Source organism: Cohnella nanjingensis, from assembly GCF_014212125.1.
Classification (GTDB): Bacteria; Bacillota; Bacilli; order Paenibacillales; family Paenibacillaceae; genus Cohnella; species Cohnella nanjingensis.
Window position 1 is genome coordinate 34,658 of the sequence record NZ_JACJVP010000022.1, and the last position, 25,009, is coordinate 59,666.

Consider the following 25,009-nt stretch of genomic DNA (forward strand, 5'->3'; position numbering starts at 1 on the left):
GCCCTGACACGCAAAAAGTCCCGAAGCGTCGTGGGACGCTTCGGGACTTTCCGTTCGCTTGGAACGGATACGAGTTACGCGTATGGAGATGCAGCGGAAACGATCGGGAAGCGATCGGAGTCTCTCGCGCCGCTCCCCCGGCTTAAGACAGGCTGCGCAGCGCTTGCGGCGAGAACGGCTCGAGCTCGCCGAGACGGCCTTCGAGGACCTTCGCCGCCCAAGCCGGATCGTTCAGCAGCGCGCGGCCGACCGCGACCAGATCGAATTCCTCGCGTTCGAGGCGGTCGATCAAGCCGTTGATGTTGTCGGTTCCCGCGCCTTGGCCCGCGAATACGTTCGTGAATTCGTTGTCCAGTCCGACCGAGCCGACGGTGATCGTCGGCTTGCCCGTCAGCCGCTTGGTCCAGCCGGCGAGGTTCAGCTCCGAGCCTTCGAACTCCGGCTCCCAGAACCGGCGGGTCGAGCAGTGGAAGATGTCTACGCCCGCGGCCGCGAGCGGCGCGAGGAACCGTTCGAGTTCCTCCGGCGTCTTCGCCAGCTTCGCCGTATAATCGGTCGGCTTCCACTGCGAGAAGCGGAAGACGATCGGGAAGTCGGGGCCGACGGCCTTGCGGACCGCTTCGATGACCTCGACCGCGAACCGGGTGCGCTGGACGAGATCCCCGCCGTAGCGGTCTTCGCGCTTGTTCGTGACGTCCCAGAAGAACTGGTCGATCAGGTAGCCGTGCGCGCCATGGATTTCGACGCCGTCGAAGCCGATGCGCTTGGCCGCGGCCGCGGCATCCGCGTACGCTCCGACCAGATCGACGACCTCGGCTTCGGTCAGCGGCTCGGACACCTGCCGGTCAGGCGCGGCGATCCCGGACGGTCCGATCGGCGCGGCGTCCGAATCGGGGAAGGTCTCGCGCTGGCGTGCCGTTCCGACATGCCAGATCTGCGGAATAATCTTGCCCCCTGCCGCATGAACCTCCTTCACGACGTTCGCCCAGCCTTCGAGCGCCGCCTCTCCGTAGAAGTGCGGCACATTGCGGTCGGCGGCGGCCGCCGGATGGTTGATGACCGTCCCCTCGGTGACGATCAGACCGACGCCGTTCTCGGCGCGACGGCGGTAATAGGCGGCGACATCCGGTCCCGGCACGCCCCCCGGCGAGAAGCCGCGGGTCATCGGCGCCATGACGATGCGATTGGCCAAGGACCATTTATCGTTCGCGAACGGTTTGAACAGCGGTTGAACGGAACGGGTCATTTGCGTTTGATCGGAAGACATGGACATCCCTCCACGGGCAATTGGATTTGTATATCTATAATTATGAATATATAGATAAATTCGTTCAATTGCAAGCAGAAAACTCGGGAAACTAGTCAAAACGGCTTTGCCGTCTTCTCGAAGAGGGTAACACGTTATTATCGGAGACGGATCAGCACAGCAGCGTGAAACTTATACTTTTTGATACATCTAGGTGCGCATGATCAAAAAAAACGGCCGGCAGCAGCCAACAGACTGAAGAAGTTGTAAATGTACCACTTTTTTCGCCACTAACGTCCTCCAAACAAGAATAAATTGCAAAAGTACCACTTATTCGGCCCCTTTTCGCTTGTTCGGTGATTTTGGCCCAAATAAGTTGTACGTTTACAAGTTAATTCCTTCCTAACGCCAAAATGGGCAAAAAAAATTGTACTTTTGCAAGTTGTTGCTTTCCCGACGTTTGTCGAGAAGGATAAGTTTACCCCTATCTTGAACGGCAAATGTGAAGCCGCCCCCACAAGTAAACCGGCTTTGCCGTCTTCTCGGAAGAGGGTAACACGTTTTTATCGGTGGTCTTACAGAAGTGGATAGGCGTGAAACTTATACATCCTGTATGACAGAAAAAGGCTTCGCCTCCTCCAGGAAGGGCGAAGCCTTACGCAGCTCTGAATGGCTAGAGCTCTATTCTCAACTGGGCCAGGAATTGGTCGATCGTCTCCGCGTTGCGCCGGTAATACGTCCACTGGCCGTATCTCCGCGATTCCAGGAGCCCTGCCTTCTGCATCGTGGCCAAATAACCGGAGATGACCGATTGGGTCAAGCCGGATCGCTCTTGAATCGCGCCCACGCAGACCCCGCCGTCGAACTCCCCGTTCGCGGGCAGGTTCTGGGGACCGAAATGTTCATCCGGCGTCTGAAGCCAGCGCATGATATGGAGGCGGGTCTCGTTCGACAACGCCTTGATGATCTGGAGGCAGCTCTCGGTATCCATAGTCGTCCGACATCGCTTTCTCTTGGGAATTAGGGAGGGCGTCTCCCGTCATGCTCCAATTATAACAAAGCTAAGCTATGATTCCCACGCATCGGACCGTGATATATAATACAAATATCATCATACAAATGTTCCCACAGTTCGCCAATACCCGTCGTCTTGATGGAGTGATAGGAGAATCGCAGATGGACATAGTAGAAATCCGGACAAGTCTGATCGACGAAGATACCGACCAGCCTCGCTATCAATTCGATGAAGAAGCGCTGCAGGAGCTCATGAACAGCATCGAGGAGCTTGGCCTGCTGTCCCCCATTAAGGTAAGGAACACCGGCGACGGGCGCTATAAGATCATATACGGCAATCGGCGCTACAAAGCCTGCAAGACGCTCGGCCGCCCCACCATCCCCTGCATCGTCTCCGACGTGACGGACGAGCTGGAGATCTACCTGGAGCAGATCGCGGAGAACCTGACCCGCCAAGGCTTCTCTCCGATCGAGGAAGCGGAGGCGTTCCACAAGCTGCTGCACGAGTCCAAGTTCAACAGCTCGGTCAAGTATCTGTCCGGCAAGCTGGGCAAGCCCGAATCCTACATCAAGAACAAGTGCGAGCTGCTGAAGTTCGGCCCGGCCGTCAAAAAGCTGATCGTCGGCGGCACCGAGATCCGCAAGGATCTGCTCACGGAAGACCAGCTCCTGCCGCTCAAGGACTTGCCGATGGAGTACCGCGATCCGCTCGCGCTCATCATGGCGCGGGACGAGATGCCCGTGAGCGACGTGAAGAAGATCGCGCGCCTGTTCAAGGACAAGGACATCTCGGACGGGATCAAGTCCAAGCTGCTGTACAAGACCGGCCCCTCGCTGATCGAGACCTGGTCCTCTTACGAGCTGACGAAGGCCGAGCGGGCGAAGGCCTCCGAGCCGAAGCCGGCCAAGAAGACCAAGGGGGCGGAGCCGGAATCTACGACGGCGGCAGCGGCAGACGGCGAGGCGCAATCCGCCGTTCCGTTCGCTGCCGGAGCACAAGGCGCCGCCCCCGCTTCCGACGCCGTTGCGCCTGCCGGCTTGGCGATTCAGGACAAGCTGCAGCGCCTGCTGGCCGCGCTCCCGGCGCAGAGCTCGCTGCCGGTCGAGGACCTGCAGTCGCTCGCGCGCTTCCCGGCCGGCGAAGCCGATCCGTTCTTGAACGGCGTCGACGCCCTCATCGCGAATCTCGAGCGTCATCTCGCGGAGTGGAAGACGGTCCGCGACCGCGCGAAGTCGCTGACCGTGTAGCTTGCAGCGCGCGTATGCGGCTCGGGTATCGCGGAGCGGAGCGGATCGGCCGGACGCCGAAGACCACGAATCAGCTAGGCGCTGACGCCGCCCTCGGCACGTATCGGAGAGTATCGTTAGATCCGTCGACCCGATCTTGCGTCAGCCGACCCGCATCGCGAAGTATCGTTTGAAGCCGCTGAGCCGTAATGGACGCCGCCGTCCATTACGGCTCTTGGCGTCTTCACAGCCGGCGCAGGAACGCGCGCATCCGCTCCAGCGCTTCGTCCAGCTGCGCCTGCGAGCTGGCGTAGGCGCAGCGGATGAAGCCTTCCCCGCCGTCGCCGAAGACGTGGCCGGGCACCGTGACGACGCCGGCCTCCTCCAGCAGCCGCTGCGCGAACCGCTCCGAGCTCAGCCCGGTATGGGCGATGGAGGGGAACGCGTAGAACGATCCCAGCGGCTCGTGGCACGGCAGGCCGATCTCCCTCAGTCCCTTCACGAAGGACCGCCGTCGTCCGTCGTACGATTCGACCATGAAGCCCATCTCTTCCATGCCGATCTGCAGCGACTCGAGTGCCGCGATCTGGCCGAGGATCGGCGCGCACATCACCGTGTACTGGTGAATCTTCAGCATGGCCGAGAGCAGTTCACGCGGTCCGCAAGCATAGCCTACGCGCCAGCCGGTCATGGCGAACGCCTTGGAGAAGCCGTTCACGAGCAGCGTCCGATCCTTCATCCCCGGCAGGGAAGCGAAGCTCGTATGGCTGCCGCCGTATGTGAGCTCTGCGTAGATCTCGTCGGCGATCACGACCAGATTCCGCTCCTCGGCGATTCTGGCGATCGGGAGCCAATCCTCGTACGTCATGACGCCCCCCGTCGGATTGTTCGGGTAGCAAAGCACGAGCACTTTGGATCGGGGCGTCAGCTTCGCGGTCAGCGCTTCGGCCGTCAGCTTGAACTGGTTCTCGGCGCGAGTGGCGATCTGGACGGCTTTGCCCCCGCCCAGATAGGCGATCGGCGAATAGGAGATGTAGCAGGGGACGGGGATGAGGATCTCGTCTCCATCGGTGATCAGGGCCCGCAGCGCCAGGTCGATCGCTTCGCTGCTGCCGACGGTCACCAACACTTCGTCCGCGGGATCATAGTCGACCTCGAAGCGCGCCGACAGATAGCCGGCGATGGCCTCGCGCAGTTCCGGCAGCCCGGCGTTCGGCGTGTAGGAGGTCCTGCCTTTCTCCAGCGCGCGAATGCATGCATCCCGCACCGGCTTGGGCGTGACGAAGTCCGGCTCTCCGACGCCCAGCGAGATCACGTCCTTGCGTCCCGCCGCGTAATCGAAGAACTTGCGAATGCCCGAAGGCGGCATATCGCGTACGAGCGGCGACAGCAGGCTGCCTATTCCTGAATCCGTTGAATACGTCATGCGTGAACCCTCCCTTGGTCGATAAAAACAAAAAAAACCCGTCCCAAAAGGGACGAGTCTGCACCCGTGTTACCACCCTAGTTCCGCTTCCCAACGAAGCGGCACTCTACAACGTATCCATCAATACGCGGTCCCGTTAACGCTGGACATGCGGCAGCACCTACTCGGCTTCAGCCTGCTTCTCGGAGATGGCGTTCGGTTATCGCCTGAACGTTGGTTCGCACCTGCCCCAACTCTCTGCGGATCAGTCGGATAACTTACTCTTTCTCTTCATCGAATCTTCTACCGTTATGAAGTTACCGGTAATTATAAGCCATATCGCCGAGGGTGGCAATACGAAATTCTCCCGCCACCGCACCCGCTTCCCGTCGGGCCGGTTCGACCGCGGCCGGCGAAGGCGGGCGCCGGGGGGGCGGTCTTGCCGTTCCGGCAAACAGCGCCTGAGGATGCGCATCCGGCAACCGCCGGTACCGCCTCCCCTTCAAGCAGACGGTCTGCCCCGGCTACGCCTCCGGCAGCGGCTTGCGGTTCTGATAGCCGTCGTGCCAACCGTGGTAATGGGTCACGCGGGTCTCCCCTTGCCTCCAGCAGATCAGCGCGTCCTGCCCGTCCACGATCGCAGGGAAGTCGATCAGGCCGGGCTCGATCATCTTAAGCAGCACGCCCTTGCGCGCGAAGTTCGCGATCAGGAGATCCGCTTCGACGCGCATGAAGTCGAGTTGGCCCTCCTCCACGAAGAACGGATCATCGCCTCCGGCCGACTGTCCTGCAGGAGGCGCATAGGCGGCCTTCCGCGACTGCAGGTCCCGACAGCGTTCCTCGAACTGTCTCATCAACGTCTGCAGCCGGTTCAGATCCTCGTTCAATTCCGGCAGCATCGCATCCGCTTCGCCAGGCGTAAAGATTCGGGTCGTCATGACGCATCCACTCCTTTCCCCAAAGTGTAATCGATCCCCTCTCCGATTGCCATTCCTGCCCGCAGGCCGCCGCGCTGCATAAAAAGCAAGCGCAACGGGAAACTATAATTTGTTGGAAATTGGAAAAAAGGAGGTGTCCACATGGCCCACGAACAAAACCACAACCGCGACCAGGCGTCCAAATCGGAGGTTCAATCGACCAAATTGAACCAAATCCCCGCCCCGGGCGAAGACGATACGGAGTTCTCCGCGGAGGAAGCGGCAGAGGTCTTCGAGGAGAACGCGTCCTCGAACCAAGCGTCCGAGCGCGAGCAATAAGGCCGCAGTCCTTGCGGATTCGTCCCCTCTACAGAGGACGAACCCGAATCTCGCCTCATCGAATCAGCACGGCGGAGCGAGCGCACAGCCCGCTGCGGCGACGACGATCAGCCCGGTCCCACGCGGACCGGGCTTCGTCTGTTCAGGGGCAGGTCGAGGCATCGGACGTCCCCGTCACCGGTAATAATCGCGCAAAGCCTGCACGAACCGCTCGAAGCGTTCCGGCAGCAGGTTGTAGTAGATCCGCTTGCCCTCTCTGCATTCCTGAATGAATCCCTGTTCCTTCAACTCCTTCAGGTGATAGGACAGCTTGGACGAAGAGATGTCTTCCAGCCGCTGCCTCAGATCTTCCGGACAGACGGCGCCGGGCATGACCGAACAGACGGGAGCGAGGTCTTCCTCCATCCGTCCTTCCTTGAGCAGCGACAAGATTTGCAGCCGGATGGGATCGCTTAGCACTTTGGCCGCTTGGGCGAATGCGCGTTCATCGTTTTGTCTCATGTCCCCATTATACCACGCGCGCTTGACATTTCAAAATAAATTGAAATATAATCAGCCTCATCATTTCAAAATAATTTGAAACATGAGGTGAACGGTACCATGTCCATGCCATCCCCCGCGCTGAATGCAGCCGGCAGCAAGCGCCGATTCTTAGGTCTAAGTCTGGCCCTGCTCGCGTTCGCGCAGCTCATCTATGCGCTCGACATCAACATCGTGTTCGTCGCCCTTCCGGAGATCGGCCGCGGATTAGGCTTCACCGAACAATCCCTGCAGTGGGTGGTCAGCGCCTACACCATCTTCTGCGGCGGCTTCATGCTTCTCGGCGGACGCGCAGCCGATCTGGCGGGCCAGCGTCGAATGTTCGTCTTCGCCCTCACCCTCTACGCGGTCGCTTCCTTGCTGGGCGGACTCGCCTGGAGTACGGCGGCCATCATCGTCGCGCGCGCCATTCAAGGCATCGGCGGCGCCCTGTTGTTCCCGGCGACGCTGTCGCTGCTTAACCGGCTGTTCGAGGAGGGACCGCGGCGCAACCGCGCCCTCGCGGTCTGGGGAGGCGCCGGCGCCAGCGGATTGACCCTCGGCGCGCTGCTCGGCGGCTTGCTCACGCAGGCGTTCGGCTGGGAGGCCGTATTCTACGTCAACGTGCCGCTGGCCGGCATCATCGCCATCGCCGCCCTGTTCTTCATTCCGCGGGATCAGCCCCGAACTTCCCGGCGCAGCTTCGATCTGCCCGGCGCATTAACTGTCACCGCCGGCGCGACCCTGCTGGTCTACGTCCTCGTGCAAGGCCCCGAGAACGGCTGGGGATCGACGAGCATCCTCGTCAGCGCCATCCTGGCCGTCGTCTTCCTCGGACTGTTCGTCCGGATCGAGCTGCGGAGCGCCGATCCGCTCATGCCGATGCGGCTGTTCCGCAATCGCAGTCTCGTCGCCGGGATGTCGATTACGTTTATCTTCATGGGCACGTTTGGCGCGCTCCCCTATTTCCTAACCGTCTTCTTCCAGCGCGTGCACGGCTTCTCCGCCCTGCAGACCGGGCTCGCTTTCCTCGTCCCCTCGCTCGCCATCGCGGCCGGCACGCAGCTCGGCGAGCGCCTGTCGACGCGGCTCGCGACGCGCAGCAGCTTGCTGATCGGTCACGGCATCGGCATCGTCGGCACGGCCTTGATTCCGCTCGGCATCTATGCCGGCGGCAGCTATCTGGCGATCGTGCCGGGTCTCGTCCTCTCCGGCATCGGGCAGGGCATCGTCTGGACCGGGATGTGGATCGCGGCTTCGACCGGCATCTCCGAGGAGGAGCAAGGCATCGCCTCCGGCATGGCGTCGACGACGCTCAACATCGGGAACGCGATCGGTCTCGCGCTCTTGATCGCCGTCGCCAACGCCGGCGTCCATACGCAGACCGGCGCCATGCTCCTCCGCGCGATCTCCTCGGGCGAGCGTACGGCCGTCTATCTCGCCGCGGCGGGAATCGCGCTCGGCCTCCTCGTCGCCTTCGCGCTGCCCCGCGGACGACAAAGCCCCGCCCCTGCGGCGGCTGGCGCCATTCAGGGCGAGGCTGAGATCGGTTAAATATCCGGGCGTCTACACCGACTTCTCGGTCGGTTCCTCCGCCTCCGGCGGCCGCGTGAACTTCGCCTCCAGCTTCTTGCTGATGACGTAGGAGACCGCCACGAAGAGCAGCACGTACAGCAGTTCCGCCGGCTGGCGGATAAACCTGCCCAGGTCGTAGCCGATGAACGACACCGACAGCACCATGACCGCCTTGCCGAACAGGATGGCGATCAGGAACGATCTTAAGGGCATTCGCGCGAGCGCGGCTGCGATGTTGATAACGACGAACGGTCCTACGGGAAACAGGCTGAGCAGGAACACATAGCTGAACGCGTTGCGACGGATCCATACCATGCTCCGCTGCACGCGCGGCTTGGCCGCCCAGCGCTCCGCGTACGGGTGCCTGCCGATCCGCCGGATGATCAGGAACGTCGTCAGACAGCCCGCGATCATGCCCAACCACGAATAGAGGAATCCAAGCCACAAGCCGTACACCGCCGCGTTCACGCCTACGATGACGACCGTCGGCAACGGAGGCACGAACGACTTGAGGAAGGTCAAGAGGATGCCGGGCAGCGGCCCGAGAGACCGGAACCGGTCCAGAAACAGCTTCAAGTCGTCTTCGGTCAAGGAAGACAACGAATCAACGAAGGATGACATGGCTAGCGCTCCACTCGGGGTACATTGGGATCGAGATTCGGGTATGCGTCTTTTGGATTTCAGAATAGCGCATCCCGTCGCCGATCGCAACCGCCGCGGCGCAGCAGGCCCCGGGCGATCGCAGCCCGCGGCCTTAAGTCCGGCCGGCGGCCGGCCTAAAATAGATCCACTCCGGATCGCCTTCGTCCAGATTCTCGATGATACCGCTTCGAACGAAGCCCAGCGACTCGCATACGTTCCGCATCGCCGCATTCGATTCGTTCGTCGAGGTGAACAGTTTGTCCGCCTGCACCCGTCCCATAATCTCGCGGATCAATCCCGTCGCCACGCCCTGTCTGCGATAGACGGGGTCCACGATGACGAGTTGGATGAAGCTATGGCCGAAGAACGTCCGGTCCCACACCGCAAAACCGGCCAGCCGATCCTGCATGCGGGCGACGACGCACGCCCGCTGCGCGATCGCTTGGCGCAGATAGAGGCTTCGGCTATCGTTCCCGATGACCTGCGCGTCCAGGCGGCACGCGGCCTCCGCATCCGCCGTCTCGGCCTGCGCGATCTTCATAGATATCCCTCCCGATTGGAATTGGCGCACGCCCCCTCGGCGAGCGGGGCGTTTTGGGGCTGCGCACCCTTCCGCGCCTGGAGCGCGAACGCGATGGCTGCTTCCCTGCTCCTGGACATATTCTTGATCCGCGGCCGAGAGTCCTGTACCGGCGTTGTTCCATTTCCGCAGCGAGTCCGTCGCCGTCCCCCTATTGGCGGTTCTGCACCGTTCCCTTTACGAATCTTTTGCCCCTATCGCGAAAACGCCCATTGACAGTTCATGGCCATCCGTTTATGATCAAAGTGAATGAATGGTTCATTCACTTATCATAAGGAGGAATTCAAGATGACGGAGCGAATGGAAACGGAAGCGAAGTGGACGGTGCGCGGCAAGTATGTCATGATAACCGGAGCGACCAGCGGCATCGGGCTGGCTGCGGCCAAAGCGCTCGCCGCGCGGGGCGCGATCCTCGGAATCGTCGCGCGCAATCCCGCCAAGGCGGAGGAGGCGGTCGCGCGGATCCGGGAAGCGGCGGAAGGACGGGACGTCACGGTAGACGTCTTCCTGGCCGACATGGCCTCCCAGTCGTCCATCCGGCGGGCGGCGGAAGACATCTTGGGCAGATGGCCTCGCATCGACGTGTTAGTCAACAACGCCGGCGCCATGTTCGTGACGCGGAAGCTGACGGACGACGGCCAGGAGATGACTTGGGCGGTTAACCACCTCGGCCCCTTCCTGCTCACGAAGCTGCTGCTGGACCGGCTGAAGGAGAGCGTCAGCGCCCGCGTGATCACGACCGCTTCGCACGGCCACAAGATGGCGAAGAAGGGGATTCGTTTCGACGACCTGACGGCGAAGCGTCTCTATAGTTTCCCCCAATCGCTGCTAGGCGGCGCGAACTTCCGGTACGGCGAGACCAAACTCGCCAATATCCTATTCACCGCCGAGCTGGCGAAGCGGCTGGAGGGGACCGGCGTCTCGGCGTACAGCTTCGATCCCGGCCTGGTGTCCACGAACTTCAATCAGGACAACGGCTGGTTGGCCCGGATGACGATGGCCGTCATGCGCCTGTTCTCCCGCACCCCCGAGAAAGGCGCCGAGACGCTCGTCTGGCTGGCGGACTCGGATGCGGTGAGCGGCCGCAGCGGCGGTTACTACGCCGACTTGGAAGAGGCCTTGCCGGCCGCATCCGCCCGCGACGCGGAAGCTGCCAAGCGATTGTGGGAGGTCAGCGAGCTGCAGACCCGCTCCTTCGCGCGGTGACGCCGGCCTCCTTCGATTGCCTGACGACTTCCCAATAGGAGTCCCATGATAACCCTACAGGAGCGTGAATAGACTTGATGTCATCCCAGGAACCGATAGCCGATCCGTCTCTAGATGCGCGCAAGGAACAGATCAAGAGGGCGGCCCTTCGCGTGTTCGCCGAGCAAGGCCTCTCCGGTACGAAGATGAGCATGATCGCCGCCGAAGCCGGCATCAGCCAAGGCCTCTCCTACCGCTACTTCAAATCCAAGGAAGAGATCTTTACGCTGCTCGTGGAGGAAGCGTTGGAAGCCGCGCAGGCGGCCATCGACCGACTGCCGGATCTGCCCGGCACCCCGACCGATCGCATTCGGGCGTTCACCGCGAACATGCTGGATGCGAGCCACAAGCGGTATTTCCTCCTGCTCCAGCAAGCCCAGAAATCGGAGGAAGCGCCGGAGAGAGTCAAGCAGCTGATCGAACGCTACTCCGCCCAAGAGACGTTGAACCGGTTGGCCCCGATCCTCGTTCAAGGACAGCAGGCCGGGGAGTTCTGCGAAGGCGATCCCGAGCGGCTGCTGCTCCTCTACCTCTCCGTTATTACCGGCCTTATGCTGCAGGATGCGAACGCTCCCGAGGGCTATTGGCTCCAAGAGATCGACCGGCTGATGAAGATTCTGCAGAATTAAAGCCCCGCCCGCCTCTACCGTGCGCCGTCCGGATAGATCCGCTTTCCGCAGCATACGCGGCCAAGCGCCGTCCGGACAGATCCGCTTTTATCGCGTCTTCGCGGCTTTTTTGCCATCCAGCGAGATCGCAGTCGCCTCGCAGGCGGGACAGCCCAGAGTCTCCTGTCGATCGAGATCGGCATTTCTCCCTTGACAGACGGATGGAAGCCGATTATGATGATGTCAGTAAGTACTGACAGTCAGAACGTTCGAGAGAGGAGGGCGCAGATGGACAACAGCAATCTCGGGAGCAGCGACCGGCTGCTGCTGGCCGCGATCAACCTGATCTCGGAGAGAGGGTACAACGGCGTAACCACGCAGGAGATCGCCACGGCCGCGGGCTTAAGCGAGAAGACGCTGTTCCGCCACTTCGGCACCAAGCAGAAGCTCCTCGAAGCCGCCTTCGACCGTTATCACTATGCCGAAGAGATGAAGAAGCTTTTCAAGGAGAAGCTGGTGTGGGACCTGGAGACAGACCTGCTCACCGTCTGCAGGACGTACCACGAGATCATGAACCGCAATCGGAAGATGATCCAGATCAGCCTCAAGGACGAAGTCCAATTGCCCGGCTTCAAGGAACGGACGCAGCAGCATCCGCTGCAGCTGCTGGAGATTTTGACGAATTACTTCATCGCGATGGGCGAGCAAGGCAAGATGATTCGGACGAATCCGGAGATGCAGGCCTTTGCGTTCATGATGGCGCACTTCGGGGCGTTCATCAACGATCTGGACGCGGGCAAGAATTATCCGCACATTAAGCTCGAGCCCTTCATGCAAGAGAGCGTGAGGATATTCGCTAGGGCCTTAACCCCCTAGTTTTTTTACGCCCCATATGTCAGTAAGTACTGACAGACGTATCGCCTCGAATACGTAAAAGAAAGAAGGAATCTGCCATGAACGTCCAAACGACAAAGCCGGCGGAGGCGGGAAACCGGCTGATGCGCATCCTCATGCTCACCCTCACGATCTCCATGATGAGCGGAATCATGTTCAACATCGCGCTGCCACAGATCAGCGAGGACTTCGGGCTGACCCTCGCCCAAGTCAGTTGGCTATCCTCCGCCTACATCCTGATCTATGCGATCGGCGCCGTCACCTACGGCAAGCTGGCGGACCGTTACCCGCTCAAGACGCTGGTGACGTTCGGACTGCTGCTGTTCGGCGCCGGTTCCCTGATCGGATTGGCTTCCCACACCTTCGCCTTGGCGCTCATCGGCCGGTGTCTGCAGTCGGCGGGAGCGGCCGTCATCCCCGCCGTCGCCATGCTGATCCCGATCCGGTACTTCGCGCCGGAACGCAGAGGGTCGGCGCTCGGGCTCACGGCCGTCGGGCTCGCGCTGGGGAGCGCGCTCGGACCGGTGATCTCCGCGTTGATCGTCAGCTTCCTTCATTGGCGCTGGCTGTTCGCCGTCCCCCTCCTCATCCTGATCGCGCTGCCGATGTACCGCAAGCATCTAGCGGATGAACAGCTGCGGGAAGCAGGCAAGTTCGATTGGGGCGGCGGAATGCTGCTGGCCGTCACCGTGGCTCTGCTGCTGCTGAGCGTCACGAACGGTTGGACATTCGCGCTAGGCGGCGCGGCCGCGCTGACGCTGTTCATCGCCCGCGTCCGTACCGCACGAGAGCCGTTCATCGAGCCTACGCTGTTCCGCAACCGGAAGTACGTCCTCGGCCTCACGGTCGCCTTCCTGATCAACGGCATCGGCTGCTCGCTGAACGTGCTCAGTCCCCTGCTGCTCTCCAAGGTTCAGGCGCTGCCCTCGGTGTGGATCGGCTTTACGCTGGTACCTGCCGCGGTCGCTTCCGCCGTCTGGGGACGCAAGGGCGGCAGGCTGGCGGATCTGAAGGGCAACGCGTACCTGTGGTATATCGCGACGGGGCTGGCGTTCGCTTGCCACGCCCTGCTCTCGACCTTCGCCGCGAGCGCCGCGCCGTTCATCGCCGGCATCCTGATTCTCGGCACTGTCGGCCAATCTTTCCTCGTCATCGCCCTGTCCAACGCGATCTCCCGCGTCTTGCCCCAGGAACAGACCGGCGTCGGCATGGGGATGCTGGCGATGGTCAACTTCATCTCGCAAGGGATCGCGATCGGGATCTACGGCAAGATGGCAGACCGCAGCGGAGCGGCGCACCTGTCCTGGAATCCGCTCTTCGGTCACGCCAAGGGCATGATCTTCAGCAATATCTGGCTGGTGCTGGCCGTCATGCAAGTCGTCAGCCTCGCCGTCTATTATTACGCGTTCGGCAGACGCCGGCGTATCGAAGCATCCAAGCACGAGTTGAATATGGCTTAAAGCCGTCCGGCGAGAGCCTGCTCAGTCATAACCCGTCCTAGACAAAGACGTCTCCTCCCTTCAGGGAAGGAGGCGTCTTGGCATGGGCTGATCGCTTCCTTTTCTGCCTCAGCAGTGGCGCCCAAGTGAAGTAAAATCTTCCTCACATTCCGCTTAACTCCCGCCGAACCGCCGAAGTGAAGTAAACCACCCCTCTTTAGCCCGAGACGCAAGCTGGGAAGGGAATGGCAAATTCGCTGCCCGACCGTTATAATGGGAGCTAACATCGTTACGATCGGAAGGGGACGTCTGCGTTGTCACTGATGGGAGAGGAACGCAAAGGAGTCATCCTGGATCTATTGAATTTGGAGGGGCAGGTCAAGACCTTCGACTTGGTCCAGAAGCTGAACGTCTCATCCGAGACGATCCGCCGCTATCTGGAGGAGCTCGAAGCGGAGAACCGGCTGAAGCGCGTGTACGGGGGCGCCATCAAGATCAATCCGAGCAACGAGGAGCCCTCCTACCTCAAGCGGGAAGTGCTGTATGCCGCAGAGAAGCAGCGCATCGGCAAGCTGGCGGCCACGCTCGTGGAGGACAACGACGTGATCTTCCTCGACGACGGGACGACGCCGCTGCCGATGATCCAGTACCTGATGAACAAGAAACATCTGACGGTGCTCACCATCTCCATCCCGGCGCTGCATCTGTTGATGGAGTACAAGAACAAGGAGCTGTTCTCGGGGGAGATCTATCTCATCGGGGGCAAGGTGAATACGACCCACTCCCGGGTCACCGGCTCGATCGCGGAGAAGATGGCGGGCTTGTTCCATGCGGACAAGGCGTTCGTCTCGATCGACGGGATCGTGCTGGGCAAAGGCATCACGTCCTTCGACGCGGAGCGCGGACAGCTCGTCAATCGCGTCATCGAGAACGCCAAGCAGACGATTGTCTTGACGGACCGCACCAAGATCGGATTGACCCAGCTCTATCGGACCGCCGACTGGCGCGATATCGATATCGTCATCAGCGACGTGGAGATCCCCAAAGGCTGGGAAGAGACGCTCGAAGAGCGCGGCGTCGTCTGGATGGCGGCGCCTTGATGGCCCTGCCGCAGATTGCGGATTTTCCCGGGTATAGCGCAAGAGCCGTTAGGGCGACCTAACGGCTCTTTTATCTTGTCGGCATTTTCGGACATGAGGGCGACCAACACCTCCTTAATCCGTATGAAAAGGTCAATAGGGATGGCTTAATTATTTCTAGACTTGAGGCGGCTAGATTGCCATACTTGTCTGTGTCGAAGGGAATGGAAAGGAGAGCCTCGCTGCGATGACCAAAATCCTAATCGCGGATGATGAAGCGCACATTCGCGAGTTGATGCGCTTATTTCTACGGAATGAAGGGTTCGATACGGCGGAGGCGGCGAACGGTGCCGAAGCGCTCTCCATCATGGAAGGTTCGGTCGTCGATCTGGTCATCCTCGATATTATGATGCCGCTGATGGACGGTTGGGATCTGTGCATGGAGATTCGGGACCGGAATCCCGACATCCCCCTCCTGATGGTAACGGCTAAAGGCGAATCGGAGCATAAGGTGAAGGGCTTTCGGTTAGGAACGGACGACTACGTGACTAAGCCGTTCGATCCTGTCGAGCTGGTGATGAGAGTCAAAGCGCTGCTGAAGCGTTACCGAATCGCCGCTTCCCAGATGATTCGGTTGGGCGGGATCGTACTGAACCGTCGCAATTACAAAGTCATCCGAGGCGATGAGGAGCTGACCCTTCCGCTGAAGGAATTCGAGCTGCTGTTCAAGCTCGCCAGCCATCCGGGGCAGATCTTCACCCGGGAAGCGCTGATCGTGCAAATTTGGGGGATGGATTATGAAGGCGATGATCGGACGGTGGACGTTCATATCAAAAGGCTGCGAGAACGGTTTGCCGGCGAGGCGCGGCACTTCCGCATCGAGACGGCCCGCAGTCTCGGATACCGGCTTGTGGTAAACGCGGAATGAAAACGCTATATGTCCGCGTCGTGCTCACTTTCCTAGCTTCGATTATCATCGGATTGATCGCGGCTTTTGGGATCGGACTGGCCGTCTTCGAGAATAAGCTTAACGCATTGGGGCAGAAAGACATGATCGCGGCGGGCGATCATATCATCGGACTCTACGCGCAGACGAAGCCTCGCGATTTGGATGCGTTCATGAACCGCATCGCGGGGTTAACCTCCTATCCGATTCAACTCTTTACCGATGCAGGCGAAATGAAATCGTATGGCTGGTCAAAACCCGATGCTGCCGTCGCGATCGCGCCGGAATCCATCCGACAAGTCCGGGACGGCGAGATTTATCGGTCCAAGCAAAAGGTCGATCATACGTTATTCGTCGGTCTGCCGTTTTCCTTCGAGGGGAAGCCCTATTCGCTGTTCATCGTGTCCTCGTCCAAAAACGAAGCGACCATCATCCGCCTGATCGTGACGATTCTGCTCCTCGTCTTGGCGATTGGAAGCTTGTGCATCCTCGTTGCGGCCGGCTATTTGGTACGCCCCATCAAAGCGCTGACGAGAGCGACCAAACAGCTCGCGCAGGGCCATTTCGAAGTGGAATTAAAGACGAAACGGAAAGACGAGTTAGGAATGCTTGCCCATAGCTTTAACGAGACGGCGCGCGAGCTCCGACAATTGGAGACGATGCGGCAAGACTTTGTATCCAACGTATCGCACGAGATCCAGTCGCCGCTTACGTCCATAACCGGTTTCGCGAAGGCGTTGAAGTTCGACCGCCTGGTAACCGAAGACCATCGGGGACGCTATCTGGATATTATCCTGGCCGAGAGCGAGCGGTTGTCCCGACTTAGCGAAAACTTGCTTAAGCTCGTCTCCCTCGAATCGGATCACCATCCTTTCCAAGCCGCTACCTTCAACCTCGACGAGCAGATCAGACAAGTTGTCGTCTCCTCCGAGCCCCTCTGGTCCTCCAAAAACATCCGTATCGATCTGAAGCTCCCCGCTGCCGCGAAAATAACGGCCGACCCGGACCAGCTCAATCAAGTGTGGATCAATCTGCTGGGCAACAGCATCAAATTCACGCCCGACAGGGGCAAGATCCGAATCGCGCTCGTGCCGAACGGCAATGAGCTTGCCGTCACCATCGCCGATTCCGGAATCGGGATCTCGCCCGAAGAGCGAAACCGTATATTCGAGCGGTTCTACAAAACGGACCGGTCGCGAAGCGGCAGCGGGAGCGGTCTCGGCCTCGCCATCGTCAAGAAAATCATTGCGCTCCATCAGGGAAGCATCGAAGCGAGCGGGGCGATCGGCCAAGGCACGACGGTTACCGTGAAGCTCCCGGGCTGTCCGCCCGCCATTCGCGGGAAGACCGATCAGCGTTCCGGATAGACATTCCAGTTCACGCTCCGTTCATATTTCTCCAATACGTTGTCAAGGAAAGCGGATAACGGACTGGGGGACATGACAAATGAGCATGGCAGGGAATGTATTCGGTTCTTGGATGTGGTTAACCGTCTATGAAATGGGGTTAATCCTCCTCAATCTCACGGTACTCGTAGGGCTGGCGGTGCCCGTTCAAAAGCGTTATAGGTGGTTCGATTTCTTGCCAAGCGCCGGGGTCGCGATCGCGATAGCAAGTATGCTAAACGGGGATACGACCCTTCTGGCGTGGTTGATCTACGCCTTAACGGCCATTTTATTCTTCTGTACGGTGAAGAACGTATTCCGACCCGCCCGTCGCATCCCTACGCGCAAGTTTAAGATCGCAAGGGCCATCCTGTGCGCGTGCGGCGTCATCCCCCTCGGAATCGCGTTGATGGTTGCGGGAGAGACCCGGTACAACCCGGTCAGTCATTTCGGCGATATGGGCTACGCCCAGGCTTTCGTCCATTTGAATGCGCGACTATCCGAGGAGTATCCGTTCGGGGATTGGAAGAAGGTGGACTGGGATCGACTAAAGCGCAAGTACGAGCCGATATTTGAAAAAGCGGAGCAAACGAAGGACAAAGATTTATACTATAAAACGTTGAGGGAATATTTATTTTCGCTCCGGGACGGACATATCAAAATCGCGAACGAACGGCTATATGACGGCAATACCGTCTTCAAGCATGAAGCGGGCGGCGGCTTGGGGATCAGCGCGATCCGGTTGGACGACGGGAAAGTGCTCGTAGATTTGGTTCTGAAGGACAGTCCCGCCGAGAGAAGCGGAATCAAGCTTGGCGCGGAGATCGTCAGTTGGAATGGCGAACCCGCAAAGGATGTCTATGCGCGCGCTTCATGGAGCGAAAGCCCGATGGCGACGGACGGCGACCGGCTATTCAACCAAGGACGGTTCATGGCGAGGGCTCCGATCGGACAGGAAGTTCGAATCGCTTATCGAAATAGAGACGACCATGAACTGAAAAACGTCGCTTTAAAGGCGTATGACGACCATTACGAGACACTAAAGCGAACGAGAGCCAAGTGGAGCGAGACGGATGCGCCCATCGAAGCCTCCGTACTGAGCAACGGATACGGCTATGTGAAGATTAGATATTTCCTCCCTAGCAAGACAATCTCCAACCCGGAGAAGGTGTTAAAAGAAGCGTTGAACCTGTTCCGCGACCGGCAGGTGAAAGGTATCGTCATAGACGTCAGGGATAACCCGGGCGGCGACGACGATCTTGTCGCTTCGATGGCCGGCTTCTTCGTGGACAAGAAGAGGTTGTATGAATACGTGAGCTATTATAGCCGCATCACCCGGAGATTCGAGATCAACGCCATGGAGACCCGCATCATCAAACCCGCCGAACCCCGTTATACGGGGAACGTCGCGATATTAATCAACCATCGAACCGGAAGCTCCGGCGAAGGCTTGCCTATCGCGCTCAAGGGAATGCCTCATGTCAAGATCGTTGGATTCACGTCTACGAATGGCTCCTTTGGCGTCGTGACCGGTCCGATACGCGTGGAGATGCCGGAGGGCTACCTCCTTCAATTCCCGGACGGCAGATCGCTGAATCAAGACAAAGTCATTCAAGGGGACAGCGATGATACGGGGCAAGGCGGAGGCATTCCCGATATCCGAATCCCTTTGAACGAACAAAACTTTGAAGAAAAATATATTCAAGGTCAAGACGTTGAACTGAACTATGCGATAGACGCATTGGCGCGCATGAAGTAGTGGAAGCGCAGGTACAGGAACAAGGTTGGTATTCCAGACCCTAAAACCCTCAGCGGTTGGCTGAGGGTTTTCTAGCAGACTGGATATCGCATCACTGATAAATGAATTCCCGCTCCTCGCGTTTCTCGTACATCTCCCAGTACACCTGACCGATTCGATCCGGGTCGAAGTGGGTGCCCTCCTTCACGCTCCCCGCGATGGTGACCGTGCCCACATAGATTCCCTGCGGCGCCAGTTCGTCGCCCAGGGTGTAGACCAGGCTGCGCATCGCGGCCTTACCGATCGAGAGCGACGCATAGTCGGCCGAAGGATGATGCGCGAGCCCTCCGCCTGTAAATAGAATCGTGCCGCTGCCTCGCGCGACGAAGTCCGGGATGACCTGCCGAGCGCTGCTTAATGCGCCGACGACGTTCACCTTCAAATCGTCCAGTAGCTGGTTCTCCGTCAGCGTCGAGGCGGTGCCTCCTCGAATCACGGCCGCATTGTAGACGAGCGTATCCGGCACGCCGTATTGGGATCGAATGCGTTCGAATACGGCTTGGAGGGAGTGGGGATCCGTAGCGTCTGCGGTTAGACCGTAGGCTTCGATGTCCTGAGACGCCAGACTGCGGACGTGTCCGGCCAATGCCTCCTCGCTCCTGGAGACGAGTACGACTCTGAATCCCCGCCGACCGAACACGCGGGCCACGCCTGAGCTTACGCCGACGCCCGCTCCGACGATCACGATGGTCTTTTTGTCCACTTTGGTTTCTCTCCCTTATTTGGCGGCTTCTTTACACCTCTTATTATATTTGATATCATTCGGGCAATACATGCCAATACCAAGGCACATTCGACTAATGACTAAGGTATTCAAACTATATGTGATGAATGAACTTGAAATGATAAGGAGATCATCCGAATGGATCAAGTGGATAGACAGATCCTGCTATACCTCCAGGACAACGCCAGAATCTCGATGACGGAGCTAGGCAAGACGGTCGGATTGACGCAACCGGCCGTGACGGAGAGGGTACGGAGACTAGAGGAGCGCGGGATCATTAAAGACTATCGCGCCATGGTCGCCCGCGAGAAGATCGGAAAGACGGCCTTGGCCTTTATCTGGTTCCGCGCCTCGGATTGTTCGAGCTTCCATGCGTTCTGCCAGAGCGCTCCAGAAATCGTAGAGTGTCATCGGATCAGCGGAGAATACAATCATCTGCTGAAAGTCGTCGCCGATTCGCTGCCCGCGCTGGAGCTCCTCGAGAACGAGCTCGCGAGGTACGGGAAGTTCGCGACCTCCATCGCGCTCTCCTCCCCCGTCGAATACAAGGGCATCGTGCCTGCGATGCCCGAGGCGAAGAATAATGATTAATCGCACTACCTATGTGCGACTCCCCTACAACACCCGATCGGCCCAAGGAATCCTGCGCAGCAGGCCGGCGATACCGAAGCAGAGCGCCGTTGCCAGCAAGCCGGCGATAAGGAACTTCAGCATGGCGGGGAGCGTTCCCCCGCGCAGCGTATAACATACCGCGACCACGATCGGCGGATGAATGATATAGACGGCATAGGCGCGATTGGCCAGCCACGTCATCCACGGGCTCTGTCGATCGAATCGGCCCCGGAACCGTACGAGCAGGTACATGATCATCCCTAGCGCGACGAACGGTTCCCAGAACGCATAGAAGAGCGCAAGCCAACTCCATCCGCCGTTGATGCTTGCTTCGTCCGGTCCCAGCAAGCCTCCCAACACCACGGCAATCGGGAGAAACGGAATGACGCAGAGGGAGATCCTGAACCAGAATCGTGCGGTTGCCGCCGACAGGAGCGTGAACCAGTCCCGACGATAGGCGACGATCCCGACAACAAATAGGAAGACGTAGGAGGAGAAGTACCCGAGCTGCAAACCTAGCACTTCCTCGCCGGTCGGCATGATCAGTCGTATGAGGAACGATGCGGCACCGATGAGGAGCGCGGACAGGAAGATGGCCGTATGCGAGGGAAACGCCGATGGACGGTCCGCGCCGATCGCCAGTCTTCTCTGTCGCATCAAGCCGCGGACGATCACATACACGATCGCCATATAGAGCAGCGTCTCCACGAACCACAGCGGACCCCAATTCACCAGCCGGAACGTCAAGACGTACTCACGATAAAAGTCCCCATACGTCCCCTTGCCCGCCGGCGCAATCGCGTATATCAACGAAGGTCCGATCAGGAAGACATAGATAAGAAGGGGGATGCCCAGCCGGATGAACCGCTCCTTCAGGAAACGCGCCGCCCCTTTCCGGTCATAGGAAGCCGGGATGAAGTATCCCGACAGCAGGAAGAAGAAACCCATGAAGAACGCCTGATTCACGCCGGTGAACAAAGACAGTATCCCCGTCGTCGCGGTAAGCTCATCGCTCGTGTATTCGATGTAGTACCACGACCCTGAAGCCCCGTAGGTAATCGCCGTATGATGCCAGATGACGAGCGCCGTCAAGAAGACTCTCAGCGAATCGATGTACCGCAAACGCGATTGTTCCACCTTGTTCCCTCCCGGTATGGGCATCTGAATTGATCTAAGTATAACAATCCCGGATCGATCGCGAATCTGCCAAACGGTAGAGCGCGCATCCAAAAAACCGCGAACGGCCGTTCTCGGCTTTCTTCCTTTTGGCATTGCGTCTATCCAAAAGTCACGGTTCGAATCGGGCGATACCCTGTCGGACGGCAAATACGGCGATCTGCGTACGGTCGCGGAACTCCAGTACTTTGCGGACCGCCTGCAGTTGAACGAGCAGCGTCGTCATCGCATGCCCGACGGTGTCGTGGATCTCTATGGCGATGCGGATCCGCTCGCGATTGACGGCTATCTCCTTGTCGTTCTGGGCGTAAGCGCGAAGCTGCCGGTGGGATTGCTCAAGCTCGGCATACAAACTGGCGATTCGGATGCGAGAGGTCCGATAGTAGCGGATGAGCGATCCGATGAGGGTGGCGAAGACGACGAAGGCCGTGCTCACGATATACATCGTCAGCTCGACGTGGCCGCAGATCCGACTTTCGAGGACGATCTGCGCGATGAGGAGGAGCGGAAGGCAGATCGCCCACGCGACGTTCAGCCAGCGGTGATCCAGGTGCATGAATACCGAAAAGGCGACCAACCCTAGAAACAATAAGTACGGCGCGGCGGCCAAGAGATCGACAATGGCCAAAACGAGCAGGGATCGGCGATCGGAGACGTAAGGATACAGCAGGCTGGCGACGGTTAGGACGGCCAAGGTCGCGACGATATACACCGTGATCCACGCGCCGTAGCCCGCGTCGGAGAAATAATAAATACAGCTGAGGAGGATGAAAAAACCGATTCGCAGCAGAGACAAGAACAGATAGCTTCAGGGACGTCTCTCCTCCGGCTCTCCGCTCCCCGCCTGGGATGCTTCCATCATGGAGTCAACGCCTTTCCGAGGCACCGAATGGGCGAAGCAATGTCCCTTTATTTTACAGCATTTCGGAACGGAGCACGCCTGTTATTTTTACCGGAAAGAGGTCCTGCTTTCAGGTCCAAGCGAGAAACGAACGATTGGTCGTATTGCGGATTGCCTCTTTACGGTTATCTCGCCCCATTCGGACCCGCAAAAACCCGCTCCGCCGGTATCCGAACCGATCCGCCACTGGAAATAGATGATCGGAATCATCTATTTCTTCACCATCAGACCCGGCATCTCCATCGCCATCGACACGTTGCACAGCATCCCTCTGGCCAGGAAGTCCGAAGTCCGCTCTTCGGCATCCGCAAAGCCGGCTTCCGCAAAAGCACGCTCCGCCTGCTGCTTCACTTGACTTATACCCTGTCTCATGACATCGCGCACCGGCGTCTCCCGTATGGTTTGCGCCTGCATCTGCAGCAAGATCTCGCTGCGGTGCGATTCCATGATCGCCTCGTAGGCCCGGATCAAGGCGATCTCCAGTTGCTCCGGCGCGACCGTGTCGATCACCTGCTGAAAAGACTTGGCTATCCGCTCCCAAGATACCTCCAGCGCTTCGACCAGCAGCGATTCCTTCGTGAAGAACCGGTAGACGTAGGGCTGAGAGATCGCCGCGCGTTCCGCGACCTGGGCCGTCGTCGCCCGGTAGTAACCGATCTCGGCGAATACCTCGATCGCTGCCGCGACGATATCCGTACGGCGGCTAACCGACGTTGCCGTTCCTTTGGCCATCGTTGTCCACCCGCTCTCTTCTTTTGTGATTGGTTAATCACTAACTATGAGCTTACTATAATACAGATCCGCTTCCATTGCAAGCCATTTACCGTCGCGCCCTCGATCGTGAACACGTTTTCCAATGACTTTAAAGTGCTCAAACGGTTCGATCCGGATACGCTGGCTGAACACCAGACAAGCGGCCCATGGGCCGCTTGTTTTGCGCATCTTTTTCAGGATTGCTGTGCCGTTAACGTCCTGGCAGATCCGAGCCGATAAAGCATCGCCGCGAAAGCGATCGCGATAGCCACGCCCGCCGCCCCAAGCCAAGTCACGGAAGAGAGCGAGATCCGTTCGACGGCAACCCCGCCGATCCCCGCGCCGGCGGCCATCGAGAGCTGCATGACGGACTGGTTGAGCCCGAGCAGGACCCCGGACGCCCCCGGCTCGAACGTCGTGAGATGATACTGCTGCGTCGGTCCGGACGACCAGGCGGAGAATGACCACAACAGCAGCACGCCCATCACGCCGACGAGCGTGTTCGTCACCAAAGACAGCGCGACGAGCATGAGGATATGCAGCGCCATTCCGCTGAACAAGGTGCGGTGGATGCCCCAGCGGTCGGTGCTGAAACCGCCCAGCCCTCCTATTCCCTCCCTATATATTCATCCAAGAAGGCGTTGCGGAACTTGCCCTGCGGATCGCAGCGCAGGAGCAGTTGCCTGAAGTCGGGCAGCTTCTCGTAGAGCGACTGCACCCGCTCCGGCGGCATGGTGAACAGCTTGGCCCAGTGCGGGCGGGCCTGGAAGGGCGCGAGTTGCTCCTCGATGGATGGCAGCGTCTGCCGTACCGCTTCCCCTTCCGGCTTCCACGTGAAGTGAATCCCCACCGCATCTTGCAGGTAGCAAGGGCTCATCCAAAGCTTGTCCGCCGAGATCGTGCGCACCTCGGAGATATGCAGGAGCGGCGCGATGCGCGCCCGCAGGCGGTCGATCGCGCGCAAGGCTTCATAGGCATGCCGCCGCGGCACGAAGTACTCGCTCTGCAGCTCGTCCCCGGCGCTGGGGGTAAAGTCCATGCGGAAGTGCGGCAGACGCTCGTACGAAGGGCCGGGAACGCCAAGCTGCTCGCTGCAAGGGGCCGCGTCGTGGCCCGGCACCGGATGCCGCTTCGCGTTGGCCGGCGCCGCGCCATAATACGCGGACTCCGCCGGATCCGGCGCCCGGTCCCCGGCGCTCCGCTTCACCCATACCTGGTTGAACGCGTCGGAGCGCCAATCCGTGAACAGGCTGACGCTGTAAGCGCCGGAGAAAACATCGTCGAAGCTGTTCTGAAGTTGCGCTAGAGGCAGGCGATCGTACACCCGCTGACTCACCTCGAAGGCCGGGACGATCTCCAAAGTGACGCTCGTAACGACGCCCAATCCCCCGAGGCCCACGACTGCCCCGACGAAGCCGTCTTCCGGGCGTTCGCGGCTGAACGCGACCCGTTCCCCGTCCGCCCGGATGATCTCCAGCGCGCGAACCGCGGTCGCCAGATTGCCGTGGCGGTCGCCGGAGCCGTGCGTGGCCGTGGCGATCGCACCGGCGACGGTAATGTGGGGCAGCGACGCGAGGTTGTGCAGCGCGAAGCCATGGTCGTGAAGGTACCGGCCCAGCTCTCCGTACCGGATGCCGCCTTCGACCGTCACCGTCCGGTTCGCCGGGTCCAGCGCGATGACCCGGTTCAGCCGCTGCAGCGAAACCTGGGTCCCGGTCGTATCGGCGATGCCGTTGAACGAATGGCGCGTTCCGAGCACCTTGATCCGGCTGCTGCGCGCCACCATTTCTTGCGCTTGCTCCACGCTCTCGGGAACCAGGAGCTCCGCTGCGCTATACTTGTAGTTGCCTGCCCAGTTGCGATGATTCTCCACTTGTTCGCTCCCCTTCCCGGACGAATCCGATGCATCTTGCTACTACTTCGTTTTCGAGCCGGAAATCCCTGCTTTTCCCGCTTAACGCGCATAACAAGAGCAGGCCGCCGGC

24 protein-coding genes, 1 pseudogene and 1 other annotated feature are annotated in these 25,009 nt (G+C 59.6%); of the genes and pseudogenes, 12 read left to right on the plus strand and 13 right to left on the minus strand.

Going from position 1 to position 25,009, the window contains the following annotated elements:
• Positions 1–142: 142 nt before the first annotated feature.
• Entirely contained in the window at positions 143–1,267 is a 1,125-nt protein-coding gene (locus H7C19_RS12780; protein WP_246469473.1) for an NADH:flavin oxidoreductase, read from the minus strand.
• 652 nt (positions 1,268–1,919) lie between these two features.
• Positions 1,920–2,237 (minus strand): ArsR/SmtB family transcription factor, encoded by a 318-nt coding sequence (locus H7C19_RS12785; protein ID WP_185143041.1) that lies wholly within the window; start codon positions 2,235–2,237, stop codon positions 1,920–1,922.
• Between the two features lie 185 nt (positions 2,238–2,422).
• Here H7C19_RS12785 and H7C19_RS12790 point away from each other — a divergent pair, with 185 nt between their 5' ends.
• Positions 2,423–3,508, plus strand: a complete 1,086-nt coding sequence (locus H7C19_RS12790; protein ID WP_185143042.1) for a ParB/RepB/Spo0J family partition protein — start codon at positions 2,423–2,425, stop codon at positions 3,506–3,508.
• Between the two features lie 223 nt (positions 3,509–3,731).
• Here the strand turns inward: H7C19_RS12790 and H7C19_RS12795 are convergent, their stop codons facing one another.
• Together H7C19_RS12795 and H7C19_RS12800 are read right to left on the minus strand one after the other, a co-directional pair.
• Positions 3,732–4,913 (minus strand): aminotransferase class I/II-fold pyridoxal phosphate-dependent enzyme, encoded by a 1,182-nt coding sequence (locus tag H7C19_RS12795; protein ID WP_185143043.1) that lies wholly within the window; start codon positions 4,911–4,913, stop codon positions 3,732–3,734.
• Between the two features lie 45 nt (positions 4,914–4,958).
• Positions 4,959–5,196, minus strand: a binding site (T-box leader).
• 220 nt (positions 5,197–5,416) lie between these two features.
• A complete protein-coding gene (locus H7C19_RS12800) occupies positions 5,417–5,830 on the minus strand; it encodes a DUF2203 domain-containing protein (protein WP_185143044.1) in 414 nt (137 codons plus the stop codon).
• A gap of 141 nt (positions 5,831–5,971) precedes the next feature.
• On the opposite strand from H7C19_RS12800, the gene H7C19_RS12805 reads away from it, so the two are divergent.
• A complete protein-coding gene (locus H7C19_RS12805; protein ID WP_185143045.1) occupies positions 5,972–6,148 on the plus strand; it encodes a hypothetical protein in 177 nt (58 codons plus the stop codon).
• 174 nt (positions 6,149–6,322) lie between these two features.
• Here H7C19_RS12805 and H7C19_RS12810 read toward each other — a convergent pair whose 3' ends face one another.
• Positions 6,323–6,649, minus strand: coding sequence for an ArsR/SmtB family transcription factor (locus H7C19_RS12810; protein ID WP_185143046.1), 327 nt, complete (start codon positions 6,647–6,649; stop codon positions 6,323–6,325).
• Between the two features lie 99 nt (positions 6,650–6,748).
• Between H7C19_RS12810 and H7C19_RS12815 the strand changes: the two genes are divergently transcribed.
• A complete protein-coding gene (locus H7C19_RS12815; protein WP_185143047.1) occupies positions 6,749–8,221 on the plus strand; it encodes an MFS transporter in 1,473 nt (490 codons plus the stop codon).
• A 12-nt stretch (positions 8,222–8,233) separates the two neighbouring features.
• Here the strand turns inward: H7C19_RS12815 and H7C19_RS12820 are convergent, their stop codons facing one another.
• Together H7C19_RS12820 and H7C19_RS12825 are read right to left on the minus strand one after the other, a co-directional pair.
• A complete protein-coding gene (locus tag H7C19_RS12820; RefSeq protein WP_185143048.1) occupies positions 8,234–8,863 on the minus strand; it encodes a TVP38/TMEM64 family protein in 630 nt (209 codons plus the stop codon).
• A 133-nt stretch (positions 8,864–8,996) separates the two neighbouring features.
• Positions 8,997–9,425: a GNAT family N-acetyltransferase gene (locus H7C19_RS12825; protein ID WP_185143049.1), complete on the minus strand. Its 429-nt coding sequence runs from the start codon at positions 9,423–9,425 to the stop codon at positions 8,997–8,999.
• A gap of 327 nt (positions 9,426–9,752) precedes the next feature.
• Between H7C19_RS12825 and H7C19_RS12830 the strand changes: the two genes are divergently transcribed.
• The 8 genes from H7C19_RS12830 to H7C19_RS12865 all read left to right on the plus strand — a co-directional run bounded on the left by H7C19_RS12830 (position 9,753) and on the right by H7C19_RS12865 (position 18,819).
• Positions 9,753–10,670, plus strand: coding sequence for an SDR family NAD(P)-dependent oxidoreductase (locus H7C19_RS12830; RefSeq protein WP_185143050.1), 918 nt, complete (start codon positions 9,753–9,755; stop codon positions 10,668–10,670).
• Positions 10,671–10,747: 77 nt separating this feature from the next.
• Entirely contained in the window at positions 10,748–11,338 is a 591-nt protein-coding gene (locus H7C19_RS12835; RefSeq protein ID WP_185143071.1) for a TetR/AcrR family transcriptional regulator, read from the plus strand.
• A gap of 267 nt (positions 11,339–11,605) precedes the next feature.
• Positions 11,606–12,193, plus strand: a complete 588-nt coding sequence (locus tag H7C19_RS12840; protein WP_185143051.1) for a TetR/AcrR family transcriptional regulator — start codon at positions 11,606–11,608, stop codon at positions 12,191–12,193.
• Between the two features lie 77 nt (positions 12,194–12,270).
• Positions 12,271–13,671, plus strand: coding sequence for an MFS transporter (locus H7C19_RS12845; RefSeq protein ID WP_185143052.1), 1,401 nt, complete (start codon positions 12,271–12,273; stop codon positions 13,669–13,671).
• 293 nt (positions 13,672–13,964) lie between these two features.
• Positions 13,965–14,750 carry a DeoR/GlpR family DNA-binding transcription regulator gene (locus H7C19_RS12850; RefSeq protein WP_185143053.1) on the plus strand — a complete coding sequence of 262 codons (786 nt, stop codon included), beginning with the start codon at positions 13,965–13,967 and terminating at the stop codon, positions 14,748–14,750.
• Positions 14,751–14,976: 226 nt separating this feature from the next.
• Positions 14,977–15,657, plus strand: coding sequence for a response regulator transcription factor (locus H7C19_RS12855; protein WP_185143054.1), 681 nt, complete (start codon positions 14,977–14,979; stop codon positions 15,655–15,657).
• On the plus strand, positions 15,654–17,042 hold the full coding sequence (locus H7C19_RS12860; protein ID WP_185143055.1) for a sensor histidine kinase: 1,389 nt from the start codon (positions 15,654–15,656) through the stop codon (positions 17,040–17,042). Before H7C19_RS12855 ends, H7C19_RS12860 begins: the two co-directional genes overlap by 4 nt.
• Before the next feature lie 79 nt (positions 17,043–17,121).
• The gene (locus H7C19_RS12865) at positions 17,122–18,819 is read left to right on the plus strand and encodes a S41 family peptidase (RefSeq protein ID WP_185143056.1); all 1,698 of its coding nucleotides are present in this window, start codon (positions 17,122–17,124) and stop codon (positions 18,817–18,819) included.
• Between the two features lie 91 nt (positions 18,820–18,910).
• On the opposite strand, the gene H7C19_RS12870 is transcribed toward H7C19_RS12865, so the two are convergent.
• On the minus strand, positions 18,911–19,561 hold the full coding sequence (locus tag H7C19_RS12870; protein WP_185143057.1) for an SDR family NAD(P)-dependent oxidoreductase: 651 nt from the start codon (positions 19,559–19,561) through the stop codon (positions 18,911–18,913).
• A 159-nt stretch (positions 19,562–19,720) separates the two neighbouring features.
• Here H7C19_RS12870 and H7C19_RS12875 point away from each other — a divergent pair, with 159 nt between their 5' ends.
• Entirely contained in the window at positions 19,721–20,173 is a 453-nt protein-coding gene (locus H7C19_RS12875) for an Lrp/AsnC family transcriptional regulator (RefSeq protein ID WP_185143058.1), read from the plus strand.
• 24 nt (positions 20,174–20,197) lie between these two features.
• On the opposite strand, the gene H7C19_RS12880 is transcribed toward H7C19_RS12875, so the two are convergent.
• The 5 genes and pseudogenes from H7C19_RS12880 to H7C19_RS12900 form a co-directional block, all read right to left on the minus strand.
• Complete coding sequence (locus tag H7C19_RS12880) at positions 20,198–21,331, minus strand: acyltransferase family protein (RefSeq protein ID WP_185143059.1); 1,134 nt, start codon at positions 21,329–21,331, stop codon at positions 20,198–20,200.
• A 151-nt stretch (positions 21,332–21,482) separates the two neighbouring features.
• A complete protein-coding gene (locus H7C19_RS12885) occupies positions 21,483–22,166 on the minus strand; it encodes a histidine kinase (protein ID WP_185143060.1) in 684 nt (227 codons plus the stop codon).
• Positions 22,167–22,481: 315 nt separating this feature from the next.
• Entirely contained in the window at positions 22,482–23,003 is a 522-nt protein-coding gene (locus H7C19_RS12890) for a TetR/AcrR family transcriptional regulator (protein ID WP_185143061.1), read from the minus strand.
• Between the two features lie 215 nt (positions 23,004–23,218).
• Positions 23,219–23,623, minus strand: a pseudogene (locus H7C19_RS12895) (MFS transporter); the annotation flags it as partial.
• Between the two features lie 8 nt (positions 23,624–23,631).
• Positions 23,632–24,897, minus strand: a complete 1,266-nt coding sequence (locus tag H7C19_RS12900; RefSeq protein ID WP_185143063.1) for an FAD-binding protein — start codon at positions 24,895–24,897, stop codon at positions 23,632–23,634.
• Between the last annotated feature and the right edge of the window lie 112 nt (positions 24,898–25,009).